The organism is Eubacterium callanderi (assembly GCF_900142645.1).
GTDB classification, from domain to species: Bacteria; Bacillota; Clostridia; order Eubacteriales; family Eubacteriaceae; genus Eubacterium; species Eubacterium callanderi.
In genome coordinates, this window is the sequence record NZ_FRBP01000005.1 from 231,705 (window position 1) to 254,367 (window position 22,663).

Annotated in this window: 17 protein-coding genes; all 17 read left to right on the forward strand. The window is 49.7% G+C overall.

Translation table 11 applies throughout. From position 1 onward, the window contains the following. Positions 1–32: 32 nt before the first annotated feature. The 17 genes from BUC22_RS08200 (at position 33) to BUC22_RS08275 (ending at position 22,632) form a co-directional block, all read left to right on the forward strand. Positions 33–1,220, forward strand: coding sequence for a phosphoglycerate kinase (locus BUC22_RS08200; RefSeq protein ID WP_013378998.1), 1,188 nt, complete (start codon positions 33–35; stop codon positions 1,218–1,220). Positions 1,221–1,433: 213 nt separating this feature from the next. Then, the gene (tpiA, locus tag BUC22_RS08205; RefSeq protein ID WP_013378999.1) at positions 1,434–2,174 is read left to right on the forward strand and encodes a triose-phosphate isomerase; all 741 of its coding nucleotides are present in this window, start codon (positions 1,434–1,436) and stop codon (positions 2,172–2,174) included. 142 nt (positions 2,175–2,316) lie between these two features. Then, positions 2,317–3,849: a 2,3-bisphosphoglycerate-independent phosphoglycerate mutase gene (gene gpmI / locus BUC22_RS08210; RefSeq protein WP_013379000.1), complete on the forward strand. Its 1,533-nt coding sequence runs from the start codon at positions 2,317–2,319 to the stop codon at positions 3,847–3,849. A gap of 132 nt (positions 3,850–3,981) precedes the next feature. Further along, a complete protein-coding gene (secG, locus tag BUC22_RS08215; RefSeq protein ID WP_013379001.1) occupies positions 3,982–4,212 on the forward strand; it encodes a preprotein translocase subunit SecG in 231 nt (76 codons plus the stop codon). Positions 4,213–4,252: 40 nt separating this feature from the next. Beyond that, positions 4,253–6,223 carry a sodium-translocating pyrophosphatase gene (locus tag BUC22_RS08220; RefSeq protein WP_013379002.1) on the forward strand — a complete coding sequence of 657 codons (1,971 nt, stop codon included), beginning with the start codon at positions 4,253–4,255 and terminating at the stop codon, positions 6,221–6,223. Between the two features lie 126 nt (positions 6,224–6,349). Then, the gene (locus tag BUC22_RS08225) at positions 6,350–7,744 is read left to right on the forward strand and encodes a serine hydrolase domain-containing protein (RefSeq protein ID WP_013379003.1); all 1,395 of its coding nucleotides are present in this window, start codon (positions 6,350–6,352) and stop codon (positions 7,742–7,744) included. A gap of 369 nt (positions 7,745–8,113) precedes the next feature. Further along, a complete protein-coding gene (locus tag BUC22_RS08230) occupies positions 8,114–8,809 on the forward strand; it encodes a response regulator transcription factor (RefSeq protein ID WP_013379005.1) in 696 nt (231 codons plus the stop codon). After that, entirely contained in the window at positions 8,775–11,069 is a 2,295-nt protein-coding gene (locus BUC22_RS08235) for a sensor histidine kinase (protein ID WP_013379006.1), read from the forward strand. Before BUC22_RS08230 ends, BUC22_RS08235 begins: the two co-directional genes overlap by 35 nt. Positions 11,070–11,217: 148 nt before the next feature. Next, positions 11,218–12,540, forward strand: a complete 1,323-nt coding sequence (locus tag BUC22_RS08240) for a D-serine ammonia-lyase (RefSeq protein WP_013379007.1) — start codon at positions 11,218–11,220, stop codon at positions 12,538–12,540. Between the two features lie 185 nt (positions 12,541–12,725). Further along, positions 12,726–12,878, forward strand: coding sequence for a sodium:alanine symporter family protein (locus tag BUC22_RS21285; RefSeq protein ID WP_013379008.1), 153 nt, complete (start codon positions 12,726–12,728; stop codon positions 12,876–12,878). Positions 12,879–13,054: 176 nt separating this feature from the next. Further along, positions 13,055–13,861: an alpha/beta hydrolase gene (locus tag BUC22_RS08245; protein WP_013379009.1), complete on the forward strand. Its 807-nt coding sequence runs from the start codon at positions 13,055–13,057 to the stop codon at positions 13,859–13,861. A 159-nt stretch (positions 13,862–14,020) separates the two neighbouring features. After that, entirely contained in the window at positions 14,021–17,173 is a 3,153-nt protein-coding gene (locus BUC22_RS22285) for an Ig-like domain-containing protein (RefSeq protein ID WP_013379010.1), read from the forward strand. A 195-nt stretch (positions 17,174–17,368) separates the two neighbouring features. Then, a complete protein-coding gene (locus BUC22_RS08255; protein WP_013379012.1) occupies positions 17,369–18,652 on the forward strand; it encodes a hypothetical protein in 1,284 nt (427 codons plus the stop codon). A gap of 13 nt (positions 18,653–18,665) precedes the next feature. Beyond that, positions 18,666–19,163: a hypothetical protein gene (locus BUC22_RS08260; RefSeq protein ID WP_013379013.1), complete on the forward strand. Its 498-nt coding sequence runs from the start codon at positions 18,666–18,668 to the stop codon at positions 19,161–19,163. 41 nt (positions 19,164–19,204) lie between these two features. After that, complete coding sequence (locus BUC22_RS08265) at positions 19,205–20,134, forward strand: polysaccharide deacetylase family protein (RefSeq protein WP_013379014.1); 930 nt, start codon at positions 19,205–19,207, stop codon at positions 20,132–20,134. 18 nt (positions 20,135–20,152) lie between these two features. Beyond that, positions 20,153–22,027: a glycerophosphodiester phosphodiesterase gene (locus tag BUC22_RS08270; RefSeq protein ID WP_013379015.1), complete on the forward strand. Its 1,875-nt coding sequence runs from the start codon at positions 20,153–20,155 to the stop codon at positions 22,025–22,027. Between the two features lie 29 nt (positions 22,028–22,056). Further along, positions 22,057–22,632, forward strand: a complete 576-nt coding sequence (locus tag BUC22_RS08275; protein ID WP_013379016.1) for a hypothetical protein — start codon at positions 22,057–22,059, stop codon at positions 22,630–22,632. Positions 22,633–22,663: the final 31 nt, after the last annotated feature.

The window sequence follows — 22,663 nt, forward strand, 5'->3', positions numbered from 1 at the left end:
TAATGAAATTTGAAACGAGGTTGAGGAAACTTATGAAAAAAACAGTAAAAGATATCGATTTAAAAGGCAAAAAGGTATTGATGCGCGCGGACTTCAATGTTCCGCTTAATGAAGACGGCGTTATCACAGATGATACCAGAATCCAGGCGGCTCTGCCGACCATCAAGTACATTTTGGATCAGGGGGCTTCTCTTATCTTAATGTCACATCTTGGACGTCCGAAGAATGAACCCGACCCGAAGTTCTCTTTACTGCCAGTTGCGAAGAGATTGTCCGAAGTGCTGGGTACCGAAGTGGTGTTTAACGATGACGGCGAGGTTGTTGGCCAGGTAACCAAGGACGCAGCGGCAGCACTTAAACCGGGCCAGATTCTGTTGCTGCAGAATACCCGTTTCAGACCGGAAGAAAAGAAAAACGAACCATCCTTTGCCAAAGAACTGGCAAGCCTGGGTGATGTTTTTGTTGAAGACGCTTTTGGCTCCAGCCACCGCGCTCATGCCTCCACAGCCGGCGTTGCAGATTACCTGCCAGCTGTTTCAGGCTTCCTGATTCAGAAGGAGCTGGATTTCATCGGCGGTGCCTTAGAAGATCCCAAGAGACCTTTTGTTGCGATTTTGGGCGGCTCCAAGGTTTCGGACAAAATCGGTGTTATCAACAATCTGCTCGAAAAGGTTGATTCGTTAATTGTCGGCGGCGGTATGGCCTTTACTTTCTTAAAAGCGCAGGGCTATGAAATCGGTACTTCTTTACTGGAAGAAGATAAGATTGACCTCGCAAAGGAATTACTGGCAAAGGCTGAAGCAAAGGGTGTTAAGCTGTTATTACCTATCGACGTGGTTGTAGCGCCTGAATTCAAGGCAGATGCTCCGGCTACCAACGTGAAGGTTGACGCGATTCCGGCAGACCAGATGGGGCTGGATATCGGTGTTGAAACTCAGAAGCTTTTTGCAGACACCATTAAGGGCGCTAAAACCGTTATCTGGAACGGACCGATGGGGGTCTTTGAATTCCCTGAATTCGCCAAAGGAACCGTTGCGGTTGCCAAAGCGATGGCTGAATCGGACGCAGTGACCATCATTGGCGGCGGGGATTCCGCAGCAGCTGTTAAACAGCTTGGATTTGAAGACGGCATGAGCCATATTTCTACTGGCGGCGGCGCTTCCTTAGAATTTATGGAAGGCAAAGTATTACCAGGTATCGACGTTTTAGAAAACAAGTAATGCTGAGTCCGGTTTTGTAAAAAAACGGACAGCGAATAGGAAACGAGCGGCAGCGAGTGAATGAGCGCACGAAGCGAACGTCTTGTTTGAAAAGCCCTTCCGTAAGGAAGATCAGGGGCTTTTCAAATAAAGACGATGGGGTCATTGGATGACTATACAAAAAACAAACTGCCGTTTCTATAATTATAGTATACAAATATAGAGGAGATTATTATGTCAAGAAGACCAATCATTGCCGGCAACTGGAAAATGAACAAGGATATTAACGAAGCTGCCACTTTAATAAATGAATTAAAACCTTTAGTAGAAGGAGCTGAAGCAGAAGTTGTTTTCTGTCCGCCCTATGTTGATTTAGTAGAAGCTGTTAAACTGACCGAAGGCACCAATATTGGTATCGGCGCTCAGAATATGCACTATGAAACAAGCGGCGCGTTCACAGGCGAAATTGCCGGCGAAATGCTGACAGCCATCGGCGTGAAATATGTGGTAATCGGCCACTCCGAACGCCGTGAATACTACAACGAAACAGATGAGGCTGTTAATAAAAAAGCCGTCAAGGCTCTTGAACTGGGCTTAACCCCAATCGTGTGCTGCGGTGAAACCCTTGAAGAACGCGAAGGCGGAAAAGCAGAAGCCAAGGTCGTTGGACAGATCAAGGAAGGCTGCAAAAATATTGATGATATTTCCAAGGTCGTCATTGCCTATGAACCAATCTGGGCCATCGGAACCGGAAAAACCGCTTCTAAGGAAGAAGCAGACGAAGCCTGCGGCTGGGTGCGCAAGACCATTGAAGAAATGTATGGCAAAGACGCAGCTGAAGCTGTCCGTGTACAGTACGGCGGAAGCGTGAAGCCTGCCAATGTCGCAGAGCTGATGGCAATGCCGAACATCGACGGCGCTCTGGTCGGCGGTGCGAGCCTGACGGCTGATTTCGCTAAAATTGTTAAATTCTAGGATTAGAATAATTCTAAAATAAATTGTAAATCACCTCCTTTAGAGGTATAATACAGATAACGGGAGACGAGGAGAAAGATAACAGCTCCGAGCTCCCGTTATTGCTTTGACATTGAGAGATACAAAGAAAGGATTGATATTTATGAGAGGAAATTTAACTGCGTTAATTATCCTGGACGGATATGGTTATACGCCCATTGCGGAGGGAAACGCTGTACTTGAAGCGCCGTCTCCAAACCTGGATGCTTTTTATGAAAAATACCCCCACACCCACATTGTAGCCAGCGGCTTAGGCGTTGGGCTGCCTGAAGGGCAGATGGGAAACTCTGAGGTCGGCCACCTGAATCTGGGAGCAGGCCGCGTCGTTTATCAGGAACTGACACGCATCACGAAATCCATTGAGGACGGGGATTTCTTTGAAAATCCAGTGTTTATGGATGGCATTAAAAACGTCAAGGAAAACGGCACCGCCCTGCATGTGATGGGCCTGGTGTCTGACGGGGGCGTCCACAGCCACTTGAAACACCTGTATGGTCTGCTGGAGCTTGCTAAGAAGGAAGGCGTTGAGAAGGTCTATGTCCACTGTTTCATGGATGGCCGTGATACCGCTCCGACCAGTGGCCTTGGATTTATCAGGGAACTGGAAGCAAAGATGGCTGAGATCGGCGTGGGCGAAATCGCAACAGTTGAAGGCCGTTATTATGCCATGGACCGTGACAACCGATGGGAACGTGTTGAAAAAGCTTACGATGCCATTGCTTTGGGCAAAGGCAATGTGGCAGACTCGGCTGTAGAAGCCATGGAGTTGAGCTATAAGGAAGACGTTAATGACGAATTCGTTATCCCGACTGTCATTAAGCCGGAAGTGGATAAGCGTGTCCAGGCCAATGATACCATTATTTTCTTCAATTTCCGCCCGGACCGTGCCCGTGAGCTGTCACGGACATTTATCGAACCGGATTTTGCTGAGTTTAACCGTGAACGCGGCTATATTCCTGTACATTACATCTCCATGACCCAGTATGACGCCAGTTTTGAAGGCGTTGAGATTGCCTTTAAGCCGGAAACAGTCACCAATACCCTGGGTGAATACCTGAGCGCCAACGGCGTGCCGCAGCTGCGTATTGCCGAAACAGAAAAATATGCCCATGTCACCTATTTCTTTAACGGCGGCCTTGAAAAACAGTATGAAGGTGAGGATCGTATTCTGGTGCCGTCGCCAAAGGTGGCAACCTATGACCTGCAGCCGGAAATGAGCGCTTACGAGGTAACTGAAAAGGTTCTGGAAGCCATTGATTCGGATAAATACAAGGTCATTATCCTCAACTACGCCAATACCGATATGGTTGGGCATACTGGTGTGATGGAAGCAGCTGAAAAAGCAGTCATGGCCGTGGATGAATGCTCTAAAAAGGTGATCGACGCCATTTTAGCCAAGGGCGGCAATGTGATCCTGACCGCTGACCACGGCAATGCGGAAAAGATGATCGACTATGATACCAAGAAGCCATGGACGGCCCACACTACGAATCCGGTGGAATGTGTGATCGCCGGCGCGGGTGAGGTTGAGCTGAGAGACGACGGACGTCTGGCAGACATCTCACCGACGATTTTGGACCTGCTGGACATGGACGTTCCCGCGGAAATGACCGGGACATCACTTATTAAGAAATAAGAAAAATTTGCGGTTGAAAACCGATTACATGCAAAAAAAGCCCTGAAATTCCTTTTCAGGGCCTATTTTATTATTGAAAAAATCTTAAGGTTATGATAAGATTTATCTTACGATTAAAACGGAGGTGATACAATGAAAACATTCTTAATCGTTCTTTTAGTGATTGCAAGTTTTGCACTGATTATCAGCATTCTGCTGTCACCGGCAAAGGTTGCAGGTATGGGTGGCGCGATTGAAGGCGGCGCTGAAACCTTATTCGGCCGTAAGAAAGCCAGAGGTCTTGAAGCCATTCTTGAAAAGATCACGATTGGTTCCGCTATTGTATTTATGTTATCTGCTTTCATTTATTCACTTTTAGCTTAATCGAAAAATCTGAAAATTTCACGAAGGGGGAATTTGCAAAATGGAATTATGGATCGCTCCTATTATTGGGGTAATCGCATTGTTAGTTGCAGTTTTCTATACTGCCCGTGTCAATAAAGTCGCTGAAGGCACAGACCGTATGAAGGAAATCGCTTCTTACATTCATGAAGGCGCCATGGCTTTCCTGACCAGAGAGTACAAAATGATGGCCGTCTTTATTGTTGTTTTATTTATTATCTTGTGTGTGACACCTGGCCTCGGATGGCAGACAGCTGTTTGCTTCTTAATCGGTGCACTTTTCTCAGTTCTGGCTGGTTTCTTCGGCATGAACGTTGCTACCAAAGCAAACGTAAGAACTGCGAATGCCGCTAAGGAAGAAGGCATGAACAAAGCCCTGAGCACAGCTTTTTCAGGCGGTGCCGTTATGGGTATGTGTGTTGTAGGCTTAGGCTTAATCGGTGTTAGCGTACTTTACATTATTTTCCAGGATACAGCCATTGTAACTGGCTTTGGTCTGGGTGCTTCCTCTATGGCTTTATTCGGCCGTGTTGGCGGTGGTATCTATACAAAAGCTGCTGATGTTGGGGCTGACCTTGTTGGTAAGGTAGAAGCCGGTATCCCTGAAGATGACCCGAGAAACCCTGCAGTTATCGCCGATAACGTTGGTGACAACGTTGGTGACGTTGCCGGTATGGGTTCTGACTTATTTGAATCTTATGTTGGTTCTTTAATCTCAGCAATGACCCTGGGTGTTGTCGTTACCCAGAGCGTTGTCGGTATTTTATTCCCATTATTATTAGCCGCTATCGGTATCGTCGCTTCAATCATCGGTACTTTCTTCGTGCGCGGCAAAGAAGGCGGAAGCCCGCAGAAATCCTTAAATATGGGTACTTATGTATCTGGTATTCTGGTAATCATCGCTTCCTATTTTCTGTCTACCTATATGTTAGGCAGTTTCTATCCATTCATTGCAATTATCTCTGGTTTAATCGTTGGTATTGCCATCGGTCAGCTGACTGAATACTATACCTCTGAAAAATACAAGCCAGTACAGCATATTGCTCAGCAGTCTGAAACAGGTTCTGCAACCACTGTTATTTCCGGTCTGGCTGTTGGTATGAAATCCACCGCTCTGCCATTGATCGCGATCGCGATTGCGATCTTCCTGGCTTACTGGGCAGCTGGCCTGTTCGGTATTGCCTTAGCAGCTGTTGGTATGTTATCCACCTGTGGTATGACCATCGCCGTTGACGCTTATGGCCCTATCGCTGATAACGCCGGCGGGATTGCAGAAATGTCTGAACTTCCGGAAGATGTCCGCAGCATTACGGATCAGTTGGATGCTGTTGGTAACACCACTGCTGCCATCGGTAAAGGCTTCGCTATTGGTTCTGCAGCGCTGACCGCTCTCGGCCTGTTCGCTTCCTATGCTGAAACAGTTGGCTTAAGCCAGATCAGCTTACTGGACCCAATGGTTATCATCGGTTTATTGCTCGGCGCAATGCTGCCATTCTTATTCTCCGCTTTAACCATGGAAGCTGTAGGCGATGCTGCTAACGATATGATCGAAGAAGTTCGCCGTCAGTTCAGAGCGGATTCCGGCATTATGGCTGGTACCAGCAAACCGGACTATGCAAAATGTGTTGATATCTCAACCGCTGCTGCTTTAAAGAAAATGATCGCTCCTGGCCTTCTGGCCATCGTTGCGCCGCTTTTAATGGGTATCTTGTTAGGCGCGGAAGCGCTTGGTGGTTTACTGGCTGGTGCCCTGGCTTCTGGTGTCCTCATGGCAATCATGATGTCAAACGCCGGTGGTGCCTGGGATAACGCTAAAAAGTACATCGAATCCGGTGTACATGGCGGTAAAGGCTCTGAAGCGCATAAAGCTGCTGTTGTTGGGGATACCGTTGGTGACCCGTTCAAGGATACTTCCGGACCATCCATCAATATTTTAATCAAATTAATGACCATCGTTGCATTGGTATTCGCACCAATCTTTATGGGTCTCTAAGAAGAAAACATATCCCGCGGCGCCGTCCTTTGGCACTGCGGGATTTTTTTATTCAGGGCTTTATTTATTGACAGATAAGCTGTATACTATGGAAAGACAAAAGCCTTAAAGGAGAAAAGAACGAAGATGACAGAGCAAGAAAAATTTGAAATCAGTGTGGAAAAATGCATGGAAGACCACCAGGCTGTGGGGATGGCTATAGCCATTGTGGATGCGCAGGGCGTGACAAAATATGAGCACTTTTTCGGGGAACGGGATCAGGAAACCGGAAAGCGCATTGACGAAGAAACGATTTTTGGCCTCGCGTCCCTGACAAAATCCTTTACCTGCCTGGCCATTTTAAAAATGCAGGAGGATAATATTCTGAGCATTGAGGACCCGGTGAGTGATTATATTCCGGAATTTAAGGGAATGAACCAGGGAGAACCGGTTTTGATCAAACACCTGATGTTTCACAGCGGCGGATACTTTCCACAGTCACGCATTGTGGTGGACACAGTGGCGGCGGAGCTGGGGCTTGATGAAGCCGTCGTGGGTGACCTGGCTTACAATGCAGAGCTGGCTCAGGAAGGATGCCGTCAGGTGGCAGGAAGGCTGGATGCCCAGAAAGAATTTATCGGCCGGCCAGGCGAATATTTCAGCTATTGCAATGACGGCTATGGACTGCTGTCCGATATTATTTACCATCACGGTGGTTCCGCCTCCTATGCGGACTATCTGCTTGAACATATTTTGAAGCCTCTGGGAATGGAGCGAAGCTTCTGCGATTTTGTGCGTCCGCTGAAGGATGAAAATCATGCGGCGCTTTACGCCGTTATCGCAGGTGAGCTGACAAAGGTCAGGGATTATCATGACAACGCCTTTGTATTAAACGGCGGCGGCGCCATGAAATCCACCTTAAAAGATTTGAAGAAATACATTGCCATGTACCTGAATGACGGGACAGGCCTTGACGGAACGGCCATCGCAAAGCCAGAGACCATCACAGCCATGACGACAAAGCACCAGATGGACTCCTATGTGACAGATTATGGCTATGGGCTTGACATCAAGGAGCTGAACGGCTTACAGGTAGCAGGACATGGAGGAAGTTTGCCCGGCGTTTCATCACATCTGCTGTGGTGCCGTGAAAGGGGCATGGGCGTTATTGTGCTGTGCAATACAGAGGATGTGCCAGTCAGCGGTGTGGCGGAAGCAGCCCTGAGCATGGGCATGGGCTTCAAGGCAGAAAGAATCCGTCATCATTATGAAAACAAGCCATGGGATACCCAAACCCTCAAAGAAGCCTGCGGCGTTTACGCTTCCGATGAAGGCACAAAGGTAGAACTTTTTATAGGTGAAGCCGGAGAAGCGCTGCTGAAAAACGGTGATAAGGTTTCTGCGGTTACGATGATCGAGCCCGGACATGGGATGATCGCCGGAGAGTATGGCGATACCTTTATTCAGATGATCGCGGATGATCGCCGGGGCATTTTCGGCATGCGCTATGGCTCCAGGATTCTGCCGAGAAGTAAGGCGTAGAAAAGGACGATAAAACAAGTGGCGCGATCCGAGACTACGCCTTTTATCCAGATAAGAAAAAAGGTCCAGGCGCTGTGGATAACGGCCAGGAATCGAGCCGTATTAGCGGAACAGCCGGACACTGGATAGATTAAGCGCCAACGTTAATGAAGAAGATACAGGTGAGAGGACAGAGCCCGCAGGACGCTTTTCCTTCCTTAGGTAAAAGGCTTCGTCTCTCGGTTTTTTTGAAAGCCTGAAGATCGGCACATTTTTGTGCCGATCTTTTTTTGCTTCATAAATTCTTAATAAAATGGGCACTTTCTTTGTAAGAATGTTATGGTATTATAATACCATCAGATCGATACTGAAGGACAGAAGGAGTAAGAAATGAACATATTAATATGTGATGACGAGCGGGAAATCGTCGACGCTTTAGAGCTTTACCTGAAAAACGAGGGGTATGATATTTTTAAGGCCTATTCCGGAAAAGAAGCACTGGAGATTGTCTCTGAAAATACCATTCATCTCATACTGATGGACATTATGATGCCCGAAATGGATGGGATTCACGCAACCCTGAAAATCCGTGAGACCGCGAACATTCCGATTATTTTCCTGTCGGCAAAGGCCGAGGACAATGATAAAATTATGGGACTGACTGTCGGCGGAGACGATTATATCACAAAGCCTTTTAATCCGCTGGAGGTGATCGCCCGTGTGAAGTCCCAGCTGCGGCGCTACACGACCCTTGGCAGCTATGTGAAACGGACAGATGTGTACAAAACAGGCGGACTGGAGTTGGACGACGCCTATAAAAAAGTGACAGTTGACGGGGAAGAGGTTAAGCTGACCCCGGTGGAATATAAAATTTTGAAATTTTTGATGCGGGAGATGGGAAAGGTTTTTTCCATTGAGCAGATTTATGAAAATGTCTGGGAGGAGCCTTCGTACAACGCGGACAACACTGTTGCCGTCCATGTGCGGCGCATTCGCGAAAAGATTGAGATCAATCCGAAGGAGCCCAAATACTTAAAGGTGGTGTGGGGAATTGGATACAAAGTCGAAAAATACCCTCCGCAATAGCGGAGTGATCGTGATAAAAAGTGAGCATCTGCTCCGCAATACAGGCGTAAAGCTCATTGCATTCATCCTGGCGGTGCTGCTTCTGAGCACCGGCATCTTTGTGCTGGAGCAGACAGCCACAACCAAGATGGAGGGCTTTGGTATTTCAGAAACCTGGGATGAACAGGACTATCTGAAGAGCAGCTCATTGCGCTCAGAGGTCTACAGTGTTTACCATGACCTGTTTGCACTGGCCGATACCTACCGCTCCGAGGATTATATCCGAAGCGGGGCCCTTCTCGATGAGGACGCTGTTATTGAGGAGTACAAGCTTTCGCTTCTTTCAGAAGACCGGAGCCGTTTCGGTCTGTGGGAGGAAGAACTCGGCGATGTCAACAGCTATTACTACAGCGAGCGTTCCGACAGCACGGTGCCCAAAACAGTCATTGATGTCATCAACTCTGATGCTTTTATGGAAAGACACGGCAAGGAAATTGAGAAGTACCGGGAGGATCAGATACAGAAGCAGCTCCAGAACTATGCGAACACGCTTAATAATCTGGAAAACGCTCAGAAAAACTTTGGCCTGAAATGGTATATTGAGCGGGACGGGCAGAAAAAGACCAGCGGCGAAGGCGTGACGCCTGAGGCCCTGATGCAGTCCAAGGTTTACCTCGAAAATAACAAGGGGAAGATCAACGCTTCCCAGGAAGTAAGGAATTATGACTACGGCGGAAACGGCAATACGGACAACCGCATTGTTATGGCCTTTGATGATCAGAAGATCGACACGATGGCTCAGATTTACAGCCAGGACCGCGCAGACGCAGTACTGGCCGTTCAGGTTTTCTTCGTCTGCGGATTGTTATCATTGATCTGTCTGGTGGTGGCCTGTATTGGTGCCGGACGCCGCGAGACAGACAACGACATTCATCTGCTGGCCATTGACCGCATGTACTGGGATCTGCATTTGATTATTTTGACATGGGTTGAGGGGATGCTCATTGCGGCAGGGGTGGCCTGCATTATGTACAGACTGCCTGCCTACATGTCCGCGATCCTGCTGATCTTCGCAGTAGCTCTCGCTTACAACTATGTGCTGAGCCTTGTGCGTGTTGTCAAGGCACACCGCTTTATGGACCGGTTTGGCACGGTTGTGCTGTGTAAAAAGTGCGGACGCCTGATCAAACGCTTCTGCCGGAGCATCCGGGATTTTTACCGGAATGTGATCAAGGGCCGCTCCCTGGTGATGCTGCTGTGCGCAGCCATTATCATCATCGCCATTGTGGGCATGCTCATCATCGCGCTGCCGCCCATTGGCATTATTCTGCTGGGTGTGGCTCTGTGGTTTGGCGCAAAGCGGGCGAAATCTCTGGATCAGACCATCAAGGGTGTGGAACGCATCTATGAGGGCGATACAGGCTATAAGATTGAGGTTGAAGGGCATGGACCGGTGGAGGAAATGGCAAAAAACATCAATAATATTAACGAGGGTTTGTCGACAGCGGTCAGAGACGCGGTGGAAAAAGAGTTGAAAAGTGAGCGGCTGAAAACTGAGCTGATCACCAATGTTTCCCATGATATCCGTACCCCGCTGACATCCATCATCACCTATATCGACCTGTTGAAAAAGGAGGACATCGACGAGGAATCCAGGGAGCGTTACATTGGGGTGCTGGAACAGAAGGCTGCGCGTCTGAAAGCGCTGACCGATGACCTCTTTGAGGCCGCCAAGGCCTCGACAGGCAATATGGAGGTGCACTGGGATACCGTAAACGTGGAAGCGCTGGTAAACCAGGGGATGGGAGAGCTTGAGGACAAGATTGAGGATTCCGGTCTTCAGTTCATTGTCAGCCGGCCCCAGGAAAAAGTGATGGTACATGCGGATGGCCGCCTGCTCTGGCGGGTCATTGAAAACCTGCTGTCCAATGTGCTCAAATACGCACTGCCCGGCTCCCGGGTCTATATGACCATTGACCGGGACCTGTTTACAGACCGTGGGGTTTTTATCATTAAGAATATCTCAGCCGATCCGCTGAACATTCCGGCTGAAGAACTGCTGGAGCGCTTTAAGCGCGGCGACGATACCCGTCACAGCGAGGGAAGCGGACTGGGGCTTGCCATTGCCAAGGACCTGACCGAGCTGCAGAACGGCCAGTTTGATCTGACCATCGACGGCGACCTGTTCAAGGCGACCGTTTATCTGGAGCTGGTTGCGGATGACGATTCGGTAATGGCGGAGGAAGCCGGCGAAGCAGAAGCTGAAGAAAAGGGCGAATAGACAAAGCGAAAGCCAGGGGCTCGATTTACAGAGCCCCGGCTTTTCATTTTTTGTCAAGATTGGTATAAAATTTGGCAGAATATAGAATGGAATTTTTTCTGGAAAACGGTATACTTTAAAGTAACTATGAGATCATGGAGGAAACAAAATGGACGTGAATCAGTTATATGAGGATTATCCACTGACCCGGCGTATGCAGCGGGGTGAGGAGGTTATCTGGTTTAATCCGGACTCAGGCGAGACCGGTGAACTGCCCTTTACGCAGGAGAACACAGCCGACGCGGAGGCAAGACTACGGCGATTTGCACCTTATATCGAAGCCAGCTTTCCCGAAACCAAAGAGGCCGGCGGCATTATAGAATCACCGTTAAAGCAAGCGCCGGATATGCAGGCCGCCCTTGAAAAACGGTACGGACGAGCGATCCCAGGAAAACTGCTGATTAAATGCGACAGCCATCTGCCTGTCTCAGGCTCCATCAAAGCCCGGGGGGGCATTTACGAGGTATTGAAGCTGGCAGAAACCATTGCTGCTGAGAGAGGGATGCTGAGTGCTGGGGATAATTATGCCATATTGACCGAAAAACGCTTTAAAGACCTGTTTTCCGGTTACAGGGTAGCTGTTGGTTCCACGGGCAATCTGGGGCTGAGTATAGGCATTATCAGCGCAAAGCTGGGCTTTGACGTCACAGTGCATATGTCAGCAGATGCCAGACCTTGGAAAAAGGACATGCTGCGGTCAAAGGGCGTGCACGTCATCGAGTACCCTGAGGATTATCAGAAGGCTGTGGCTGAAGGGAGAAGACAGGCAGAGGGTGACCCCACCTGCCACTTTGTGGATGATGAGGGCTCAGCCGACCTGTTTCTGGGGTATTCCACAGCGGCGGCGCGCCTGAAAAAGCAGCTTGACGCGCTGAAAATTGCCATAGACACGGAGCATCCCCTGTTTGTGTACCTGCCCTGCGGCGTAGGCGGCGGGCCCGGCGGTGTAACCTTTGGTATTAAAACCGTCTTTGGCGAAAATGCCCACTGTTTTTTTGCAGAGCCAACCCATGCGCCCTGCATGCTCCTGGGGATGATGACCGGACTGAACGATGGTATCAGTGTTTCAGATATTGGATTGGATGGCAAAACCGCCGCTGATGGTCTGGCAGTCAGCCGTCCCTCCCGTCTGGTTGGGCGGGTGATGAGAACCCTGATCGACGGCGCGTTTACCGTAGAGGATGAGGAAATGTACCGGCTGCTGGGGCTGGTCATGGACACAGAGCAGCTGACCATTGAACCCTCAGGCTGTGCGGGGTTCCCTGGGCCGCCCCGCGTGCTGAGCGACGCCGCTTATCTTGAGAAAAAAGGCTTGGCAGAGGAGCGGATGAAAAACGCGGTGCATTTGGTCTGGGCTACCGGCGGCAATATGGTGCCTGAGGAGGAAATGGAGGCCTATTACCAAAAAGGCTGCCAGCTGATGCAAGAATAGTGAAGGAATAAAAGGCTGCTTCTCTGAGTTTAACAGAGGAGCAGCTTTTTTTACTGCGACGGACAGGGGCGAAATGAACGCTTTTGCTGGCGCAAAAACGATTGGGAGGCGGCCTATGGCCGCATTACAATCAAATTTGTACCTGCCATTCTGCATTCTCCATTTGTAAATTAGGAGGGTAACTTTTGGAAACTTTTAATAATATGATCAATGTTGTCAGCAGTGTGGTATGGAGCACACCGCTGGTGGTACTGTGCCTGATCGCGGGACTTGTTTTTTCAATATGGCTGGGCTTTCCTCAAATTCGTCATTTTATTTTAAGGATATGGTCTGCCTGAATGTCCACCAGGAGAAGGGCGGCAAAGATGGAATTACACCATTCCAGGCCTTTGCGATGGTCTTTTTCCCCCTGTGGGTTTTCTTAAGGCTAAATCTGAAAGTGTTGACATGGAGGCAATTCCCCATTACAATAAAATTAAATGCAAACGTCACTCAATCCTTAAGGAGGAATATCATGAGAAAAGAATTAACCGTTGCGTCCTTTGACGGCATGGAGCTGGTAATGACCGTAGATACCCCAGAGGTATGCAAAGCGGTCGTGGTCTTCGTACACGGGCTCTGCGAGCATCAGGGCCGGTACGACTACATTACCGGCAAATTTACTGCCCGTGATTTTAAGGTGTATCGTTTTGACCACAGAGGCCATGGAAAATCGTCCGGGGACCGCTATTTCTACACGAATAAGGATGAAATCATCGATGACACCAACTTTATTGTTGAGCTGGCCAAAGAAGAAAATCCAGGGCTGCCAGTCTATGTCATCGGGCACAGCATGGGCGGCTTCGCGGCGGCGGCATTCGGCACCAGGTATCCAGATGTAGTGGACGGCATCGTGCTGTCCGGCGGGCTGACCCGCGACAACACCGGGCTCATCATCAATGTGGATATGGGGCTTGATCCGAAGACGGAGTTCCCCAATGAGCTTGGCGACGGCGTGTGCAGCGACCCGGCCGTGGTAGAGGCTTATGGAAAGGACCCCCTGAACGGCAAGTTCTTTACTGTTGGTCTCTGCCAGAGCATCGCTGAGGGCCTGCGCTGGCTTATGGATAATAAAACCTTCAGCTATCCGGTTCTTTTGCTGCACGGTGAAAAAGACGCTCTGGTGTCACCGAAGGACACGCAGGATTTCTTTGCGGATATTCGCTCTGAGGATAAGCAGATGAAGATCTATGGCAATGCCTGTCATGAAATTTTTAACGAGTATATCCGTGACGAGGTCATCGAGGACGCTCTGGCATGGATAGAATACCGCCTGGGATAACACGTACAGAATCCCGCGGTGCCGCGAAATACGCCGCCGCGGATTTTTATTTGCTCTAAAATGGAATAAAGCCGGGTTTTGTTGTTCTTTTGTTGTACTCTGGGGTGTAAGATAGGATAAGAAACAGTATAAAGATGCAAAAAGAAGGGAGCAACTAAAATGAAAAAGATTCATGTTTTTCTTACCACAATTCTCGCATTCCTGCTGCTTACAGCAGGAGGCAGCATTATGGTAAAGGCGGAGGAAGCCGCCGCGTCATCCGCCATCCAGGCCGGGAAGGGTTTGGTGGTCGAAGGAAGCCCGGAGGGCTACACCTACGAGAAAGGCACTCTGTGCTTTATCAAGGGAGGGAGCTATACTGTCAGTATGGCGCCGGATACCCCGGTGACCACAGATGTGATTATGGTTAAGGGCGATGGGAATTTTGCGCTTACCCTGAACAGTGTGCAGATTGCCACAGACAGCGAGGGACAGCAGGGAATGCCCCTGTATGTACAGCAGGGTGACCTCAGCCTCACGCTGGCAGGGAGCAGCAATCTGAAATCAGAGAAGACCTCAGCCCTGTTCATCGGTGATGAGGGCGGCGGTACCAACGCGTCAAAGCTGACTGTGGCCGGCAGCGGCACACTGACGCTGCGCTCAGGCAGCAGCTTTGCCTTTGAAAATTTAGGGCTGGGCGGAACTTTTATGGAGGGCGGCCAGATTCACGCCTCCAACGCCATTGTGGATGGCCAGGGTATAAAGGCTATAGCCATCCAGGCCGGCGCTAAAGAGGTATATGCCATCAGTGCACACTTTGCCGAAAAGCTGACTATGAACGGCGGCAGTCTTACCGCGGAGGTAGATAACGGTGAGACACCGATTTACGCTGGGGCGGTTTACTGCTATAATGGCCTGGAGGTCAACGGCGGCACCCTTTCAGGAAAGGCTCCCGGCGCTGGTATTTCCACCGGAGACGGTGAAGGCAAGGGCGGTGCCTGTGTGATCAACGGCGGTACGGTTATTGGAGACGCGGTTGAAAGGGGCGTGTCCTACGGTACTTCTGGCATTTCTGTTATTGGAAACATCACCATCAACGGCGGCAGCGTAACAGCCAAGAATGGATATGTCGGACTGGACGCTACCAATATACTGGCCATCAACGGCGGTCAAGTCAATGCCTCAGGAGCTCAGGTCGGTATTCACGGCGGAGCCTGTGCCAAAGACAAGGAAAAAGATAACGTGACCATTACCGGAGGAACCGTCTACGCCCTTGGTGATAAGTATGATATTTATGGCGGCGATTTTGGTAGCGTCGAGATACCTACCCGGGTTTATCTGAAGGGTGGCAGTATCTTTACTGGCAGTAATAAAATCAAACCGGAGCCCATCAGCTATGTCGATGAGGATAGTGGTGCTGAGATCAAAGTAGAGCGGGTGGTCATGAGCGGCCTGCCGGCTGACAGCAGCGTATTCCTTTTTTTCAAGGTCGGCTACTTTGGCGAGGACAAGGCAGACCCGGAAAACGGCGTATATGGTATTCGTGATATGGATACCAACGACAAGGGACAGCTGTGTGTTTATGCTTCGCTGCTTGAACGAAGTCCCTTTGGTGTGACAATAAACGGGACAGACTATGAGGGAGTGGCAGTAAAAGGAAGCAATGGATATGAAGCCAAGATGGAAGAATCAATTCCGGAAATGGCAGTTACCTCTGAGAACGGCCACACACCCTTTTATTTTAAAACCCATTACATTCTGGAGCCGGGAAACAGCACTGCGTCCATGAGAGAAGGTCAGAACGAAACCGATGAAAAAATCATGGTCGGCAAGACATATATAGCGCCGCCGGATGATATTACTGCGGATTATTACCGTCTGACCCTTGACAATATTAAGATACACTCCGAGAATATCGGAATCCAGGTCAACAACCATAACACTGAGCTTATCGCCAGAGGTGACAACAGCATTGTATCGGACGATGATCACGCTATTTTCGCGGGATTCATTTCAGACAGCGGTGATATTGATACACTGGCCTTTAGCGGCAGCGGAAGACTGAGCTGCGAGGTGGCGCCGGACAAGCGGTATGGGGCTATCATAAGCATGCGGAACATTGTGGTCAACAGCGGAACCATTACAGCTCACAGCGCATCCAGCACGGCTATTTTTTCTGAATCGCAAAATCCTGAGGACAGTATTACCGTCAATGGGGGAGATGTGAATGTGAAGGGATCCTTTGGGCTGTATGGAAACAATATTACCATCAATGGTGGTAAGGTGACCGGCACAGATGAGGGTGATACAGAAACCCTGGTTGTCGGCAGCAAGGGCGATATTAGCTTTAACGGCGGCAGTGTGGATGTGAAAAGCGGCAGCTACGCAGTCGGCGCAAATGGAAATATTACCATCAGCGGCGGTACACACCATCTGTTAGCGGAAAACGACAATAACCAGTATGTATACGGACTGTACGCCAATGGCAGCATTCATGTAAATGGGGGTACCACCTGGGTATCTGGAAATACCAATGACATTCTGGCAGAAACCGCCATCCAGGAAAGGGCGCTGCCGTCAACCGGTAAGACTTTGGAAAGAGCAGCAGCGGGAGAACACATTATCACAGTAGATGGCGGCAGTCTGAACGCAGTGCACAATACTGTTGCACCTGAACCGGTAGACGCTGCAGGAGCGCGGGCCTATAAAACCACACTGACTGTGGGAACAGCAGCCAATACAGGCAGCCTGGAGGGTAAGGTAGGCGAAAAGACACTGAACCTCAAGGATGCGTTGACCGATGATGCTGCAAACCTGTACCTCTACCTTCCAGAGCCGGAAGGACAGAAAGCAGTGATTGCGACCACTGCGGCGTCTTATAGCGGTACTGTCAGGGAGTTGGAAGCTCAGAACAGGTTACGGACCTTTGGGGCAGTGCTGGTCTCGGATAAACCAGAGCCAGTGGTGCATGTGACAGGTGTCAGGCTTGATAAGACCAGCGCTGAGCTGACTCAGGGAAAAAGCCTGACTTTGACAGCTGCCATCGAACCGGCCAATGCCACCAATAAAAAGATAAGCTGGAAATCCTCAGATTCTAAGATCGCCAAGGTAGACAATCAGGGTAAGGTCACAGGCATAGCCGTTGGAAAGGCCACCATTACTGTCACCACTGAGGATGGCGGAAAAACCGCCAGTGCGGTCATCACAGTGAAAAAGGCCGGCGGGGATGGTCCGCATACGGGTATTCTTTCCGAGCAGACTTCTGTACCGGCAGCCTTGATTCTGCTGGCCGGTTTTACAGCGCTCACAGCTGTGGCAGCCCGGAGAAGATAGGAGGCGTCCGGATTTGTGAGTTGTGTTTCTGAGGTGTTGCAGGTGCTAGCATTAATCTGAAAGAAACTAGAAGGGCAGGGGCTCCCAGAGCGCTGATTGGGGATCTTTTGTGGAACTTCATCATGTATAATCCTTTTAGAAATAAAATTTTAATTAAAGTGGAATATTCAATTTATTCCGGAAAAGGAGAGGAAAATGAAGTGCTCAATTTTGAGACAGCAAGGTCTGAGGTGCCTGCTGGCAGTATTTTTGACAATGTTTATGCTCTGGGGGAGCAGCCCGGCTTTTGCTGCGGGCAATGAGCCCATGCCCAGCGTGCTGCCGCCGCAGTCGACCTATATTAATCTGAAAGCCTCCGGTGCGGTGGTAAATTACAGCGCGAACCCGGAAACCCTGGACAAAATGGTTTACGACAGCCTGGCCATCAATGTCATGGATGAAAAAAGCCAGAAGATCAACAGCAGCCGGGAGGACATCGTACTCAGCTATAACCGGAGCCCGGGGAATCAGAAAGTAACAGTAACCTATAAAGGCAATGAGAAATATGCCGAAAGCGAAGCAACCTCCATGATTAAGATTAACAGCCTGGAGGGCACGAGCGTTCTGTTGGTGGGCAGCGTGCCCTCGGTCAAGCTGTTTGCAGATAAGGCTGGCATGGACAGCGCGATTATCAAAGCGCTGGAGGTGCGGGTGGTAAACAGCCACGGAGAAAATATCAAGTACAATACAGATGAGCTGGATCTCAGCTATAACCGCGATGAGGGTACACAGCTGGTTACAGTGAAGTACAAGGGGAATACCGAGTACGCAGCATCGGTGGCCGAGGCAAAGGTTACGGTGGAAAATCCTCAAAAGGTTACCATTACCCTGTCCAGAGAAACGCCGAAGGTTGCCTATCACGATGACAAGGCAGGAATGGATAAAGCCATAGCCGACGCGCTCAAGATTACCATTACTGACAATGCTAAAAAGAATGTCAGTTTTGCACTGAGTGAGCTACAGCTCAGCTATAACCATACAGCGGGAAAACAGGATGTCACTGTGAAATATCTGGGCAACAGCAACTACCAGCCCGCCACGGTCACCGCCAATGTCAAGATTATTGATGCCGCCCCCTGCGCAGTGGTGCTCACCCAGAACCCGCACAGCGTGCCCTATGATAAGAACAGTGCGAAGCTGGACACCGCAGTGCTGGAAAGCCTTAAGCTGAGCCTGGTGGACCATAACAATCAACCCATCAAGTATAGAAGCGATGAGCTGAAACTCGACTACAATCATGCCGAGGGAGATCAGACGGTAAAGGTGAGCTTTGCCGGCAGCGACGATTACCAGCCCTGCACAGCAGAGGCCACGGTGCATATCGGGCCGTCGGTTCAGACCATTTATACCTGGATGGGCATTGGGGCAGGTATTCTTGTACTGGCCATCGCTGCTATTGTGATTGTGGCGATTGTCCGCCATAGAAAAAAGTATTCATAAAGGAGGAAGCAAAATGAAACGTAAAGCAGCGTTATGTTTAAGCGTTCTGGTATTTGCGGTGCTGGTGGTTACCGCCTGCTCAAATGCCGGACAGAAGCAGGAAGAAATTCCGAATCCCATGGTGCGTTATGATACAATCGATCAGATTGAGAAAAAAGTTGGGTATTCACCGGCGATTCTGCCGGCCTACTCTGGCTTTGAGTTAAAAGAGATGTATATTATCGGCGATGAGCTGGTGGATCTGAGATACCAGAAAACAGGTGGAGCGGAAGCGACAGTCCGCAGCCAGAAGAATGCCGGGGGTGACATCAGTGGTTATCAGCAGCTGACCTACAGCCCGGAAACCTATAACGGCATTACCTATAACATGGCTGAAAACGCTGAAGGTAAGGATCTTATTGCGTATTTTACGAAGGGAGACATGACCTACTCCATGTCCGCGATTGGGCTGGATAAGGATACCTTTAAGAGCGAATTTGCAGCAGTGATCGACACGGTTAATAATCAATAGAGGCCTTAAAAGGCCAAGACATCCAGGAAAGGACAGATAGGATGGGACAAGGACATTATTACAGAAGTAAAAGAAAAATTCATTTAAGACCGCAGTTTTTTATCATTTTGGCAGCAGTGGTGCTGGTCTGCGTCGCGGTGTCTTCTGTAGTGATCGGAAGACATAATACTGAAAAGGAAGCGACAGCCCAGTCTGAGCTCACCGATAAAATGTCCGGGTTCAGCAGCGGTTTTCAGGTGCCGTCTGCGGCCGGTGTAATGCAGATGGCGGTCAATGAGCAGAAAAAGGCTGGAGGGCCAAAGGTAGACGCTGAGCTGAGGGCAAAGATGGATGAAGTTAAGGCCAAGCTGGCAGCGGATGACACCGCTGATCTGAAGGTCGTCTTTTTCACTTTTGACGATGGACCCAGCGAGCATACAGGAGAGATATTGGACCTGCTTAAAAAGTACAATATCAAGGCCACCTTCTTTACCAATGGTCGAGAGGGAAAAGTTATGGAGGAAGCCTACCAGCGTATTGTGAAGGAAGGGCATACGCTGGCCAACCATACCTGGAGCCATCAGTACAGCCTTTATAACAGCCCGGACGCCTTTTACGCCGATGTGGAAAAGCTGGATGCTTATCAGAAACAGGTCACAGGGCTCAAGCAGACCTCCCATTTGTTTCGTTTTCCGGGCGGTTCTGCAAATGCCAATACTACCTGTACTCAGGGAATTGTGAACCGGGGCTACAACTATGTGGACTGGAACGTGGTGTGCGGCGACGGCACCAGCAACAGCCTGAGCGTGGATCAGCTGACGCAGAATTTTATCGACGGTGTCCATAAGCACAATGTTTCAACCGTGCTCTGCCATGCCGAGCAGAAGGAAAATACCCGCAAGGCACTGGAAAAAACATTTAAAACCTTGCTGAAGGAAGGCTACACTTTTTTGCCCATGGAATACGACATGGAACTGCCAAGACAACTGTAGGAGAAGGGAGAAAAGAAAATGAAACCCTGGAAGACTGGCAGGGGCGCCTTTATCAGAGAATCTCTGGCGCTCCTGCGTTTTAATTTTTGGACACTGGCGGTGTTTGAGCTGGTTTATAAATTAGGCGGTACCCTTGTGGTGCTGCCTCTGTTAAACTTTGGGCTGCGCAGGCTTCTGGCTTTTGAGGGCTTTCCTGTTATTTCGGGAGACAGTGTGGCAGCAGCGCTAAAAAATCCGTTAGTGCTCTTATCTGTTTTTATTTTGCTGCTGTTGCTGGCGTTCTACTGTCTTTTTGAGATCGCAGTGCTGGTTTTGTGTTTCCACGAGAGCAGGAACCGTCGGAAGGTACAGCTGATCCCTCTGGCGGCCGCCGCTTTCCGGCAGGCTGTCCGCATTTTTAACCCCAGAAACTATCTGGCAGTTCTGTTTTTCGTGCTTATTATGCCTGTGCTTCACATCGGTATTTCCTCTGATCTGATCGCAGAGCTTTCGGTGCCAGGCTTTATTCTGGAGTACATCAAAGGCAATCCTGCTCTTTACGCGGCCTACATTGGACTGGGCGTTATCCTGCTGCTGGTCATGGCGCTGACCCTGTTCGCTTTTAACGTCTTTGCCGTGGAGGGCAAGAATTTTGTACCAGCCTGCCGGAAGAGTGTCCATCTTCTAAAAGGGTATTTCTTTAAAACCGTGGGCAGTTTTTTACTCTGGACGCTTTTGCTGCTGCTGGTCTTTGCTGGTATCGTGCTGTTTCTCGGGGCCCTGTCCCTGGTTTCAGGAACCGTCATTGGCACAATAACCGGGCGTCTCGCAGGTGGAGGAGGCCCATCTCTGGGGCTGATGATTCTCATCGGGGTTCTGGCTGTTTCGGTTTCGTCCTTTAACATTATTCAAACCTGTCTGGGAACCATGATGAATTATGCTTTTATATCACGGTTTTATGAAACCTACCGGGAAGAGAGAGGAGAGGAAAATACGCTGGTGTGCAGTGTGCCCGAAACAGCCTTTCCCTTTTTAAAGAAACGACAGCTCATGGTGCTGTCCCTGGTGATGGTGCTGGCTGCTGTAGGTGTTAAAACCGGACGCATTGTGACCGCCTTTGATGCAGATGATTTCGATACCCTGCTGCACGGTGCGCAGGTCAGTGGCCATCGGGGAAATTCTTCCGACGCGCCGGAAAACTCGCGGGCGGCGCTTGAAAAAGCCATTGAGCTTGGTGCGGATTATGTGGAAATCGATGTGGCTGAAACCAAGGATGGGGTGCTGGTCGTGTCTCATGACAATAACCTGAAGCGGACCACAGGCAGGAATGTCTATATTTGGCAGTCCACCTACGAGGAGATCAAAAATCTGGACATTGGCAGCTTTTTTTCTCCCGAATATAAGGATGAGCGGCTTATGACCCTGGATGAAGCCATAGAGATGTGCAAGGGCCGAATCCGTATGAACATTGAGCTTAAGCCTACGCCCTATGACCAGGGTTTTGCCCGGAAGGCTGTGGACAGCATCAGCCGGCACGAGTTTGAGAGCCAGTGCTATCTGGCGTCCTTAAACTACGGAATCCTTGAGGAAGTAAAGGGTTTGACAACAGAAATCAAGACCCTGTATATTACGCCCATTGCCTATGGAGACATCGAAAATTTAAACGTGGATGCCTTTAGTATTGAGGAAACTTTTATCAATAAAGCGCTGGTGGAGCGCGTCCATCAAAAAAACAAGGATGTGCATGCCTGGACCGTCAACGATGCGGACAGCATGCAGAGAATGATCGACTGCGGTGTAGACAACATCATTACTGATGATGTACGCACTGCCATGAGAGTGACGGATGAAAATCACCCTACCCGGGAGGAAATGCTGAACAATACCATACAGCAGGTCATTTTCGGGCTGTAAAATAAAAAATGGCTGCGAGAGGTAGGCCAATGAAAAGACATTACTTTATGGAAAAAATACCAGTATTGCTGACAGCATTAATGTTTTTATGGGGCATGCCCGCGGTATGGGCGGCGGATATGGATAACCCGGTAGAGACATCCGTCCGTGTCAGCGTTTGCCCCGGAACAGCAGAACTTGGACAGGCCCTTTTTTTGAACGCGGAAATACGCGCCCAGTCCCTGGCAGTGGTAGAGAGCGGCCGTGTAGACTTTTACCTGATCGACGATGACAGCGACACCGAAAGGCTTGTGGGGGTAGCCGCAGTACAGGAGAGTGTGGCAAAATCGAGTTTAAAACCGGGAAGCAGCTTTTATCCTGCCAGGGCAGGGACTTATACCCTTATCGCCCGATACCGGGCTGCAGAGGACGGTTACTCAGGCTCTGAGACAAGGATCGTCCTGAGCATGACCGATTCCAGTGCCGGGCCGGCAGGGTTGATTACTGGCGCTGCCCTGGCGGATGAGGGATCGGTCCTGCTGGCTGCGGGCATGCTTTTAGTGCTGGTGCTTTTGATAATCCTATGGCACTGGTTTATACGCCAGGATAAGCTCGGTGCCCGCTAAAAAAATCCCGTGGCGTCGTTTTTGCGACTCC